Source organism: Actinacidiphila sp. bgisy144 (genome assembly GCF_057708105.1).
Genome location: NZ_JBYIRM010000100.1, coordinates 1 through 1,106 on the forward strand (window position 1 = coordinate 1; position 1,106 = coordinate 1,106).

Sequence of the window (1,106 nt, forward strand, 5' to 3'; positions counted from 1 at the left end):
AGCGCTGAACCCCTCTCGCTCGCTGTCGCACCACCCGCTGTTCCAGACCATCCTCGCCGTGCAGAACGCGCCGATGGGGCGCTTCTCACTGCCCGGCCTGGACGTCGCCACCTACGCGGTCGCGACCGGCACCGCCAAGTTCGACCTCGGTGTGAGCCTGGCCGAGCAGTTTGCCGCCGACGGCAGCCCGGCCGGCGTCGCCGGCACCGTCGAGTACGCCACCGACCTGTTCGACCGCTCGACGGTCACCGCCCTGGTCCGCCGCTGGACGCGCCTGCTGCGGGCCGTCACCGCCGACCCGGAGCAGCCGATCGGCGCGATCGGCCTGCTCGACGCCGACGAGCGGCACCGGCTGCTGGAGCAGGACAACGCGACCGATCGGGATGTCGCCGCCCTCCCGCTGCCGCGGGCCTTCGGGGCGCGGGCGGCGGCGGTGCCGGACACGGTCTCGCTGGTCCGCGGTGACACCGAGCTGACGTATCGTCAACTCGACGCGTGGGCCAACCGGTTCGCGCATGAGCTGATCGCCCGGGGGGTGGGCCCGGAGCAGGTGGTGGCGGTGGCGCTGCCGCGGTCGGTCGAGTCGGTGGTCGCCGCCCTGGGCGTGTGGAAGGCCGGCGCGGCCTATCTGCCGGTGGACCCGGCGTACCCGGCCGCCCGGATCGCGTTCATGCTGGCGGACGCGCGGCCCTCGGTCGTGGTCGACGACATCGCGACGGTGGCCGAGACCACCGCCCGGCCCGAGACCGATCCGCGGGTTCCGCTCGATGTGCGGCACCCGGCGTACGTGATCTACACCTCGGGCTCGACCGGCCGCCCCAAGGGCGTCGTCGTCAGCCACGCGGGCGTGGCGAGCCTGGTCGCCGCCCAGGTCGAGCGCTTCGCGATCGAACCCGGCAGCCGGGTCCTCCAGTTCGCCTCGCCCAGCTTCGACGCCTCCGTGTCGGAGATCTGCACCGCCCTGCTGTGCGGCGCCACCCTGGTGCTGCCACCCGCCGCCGATCCGCTCGCCGCGCTGACCGACGCGCGCCTGCACGTCACCCACGCCACGGTCCCCCCGTCGGTGCTCGCCGCCGTGCCGGAGGGCGCGTTGAGCCTCTCGACGC

At 74.5% G+C, this 1,106-nt stretch carries 1 protein-coding gene; it reads left to right on the plus strand.

Annotated elements, in window-relative coordinates; translation table 11 throughout:
- A partial coding sequence (locus AC3EVP_RS36875) for an AMP-binding protein (RefSeq protein WP_435138154.1) occupies nt 1-1,106 on the plus strand: 1,106 nt, incomplete at both ends.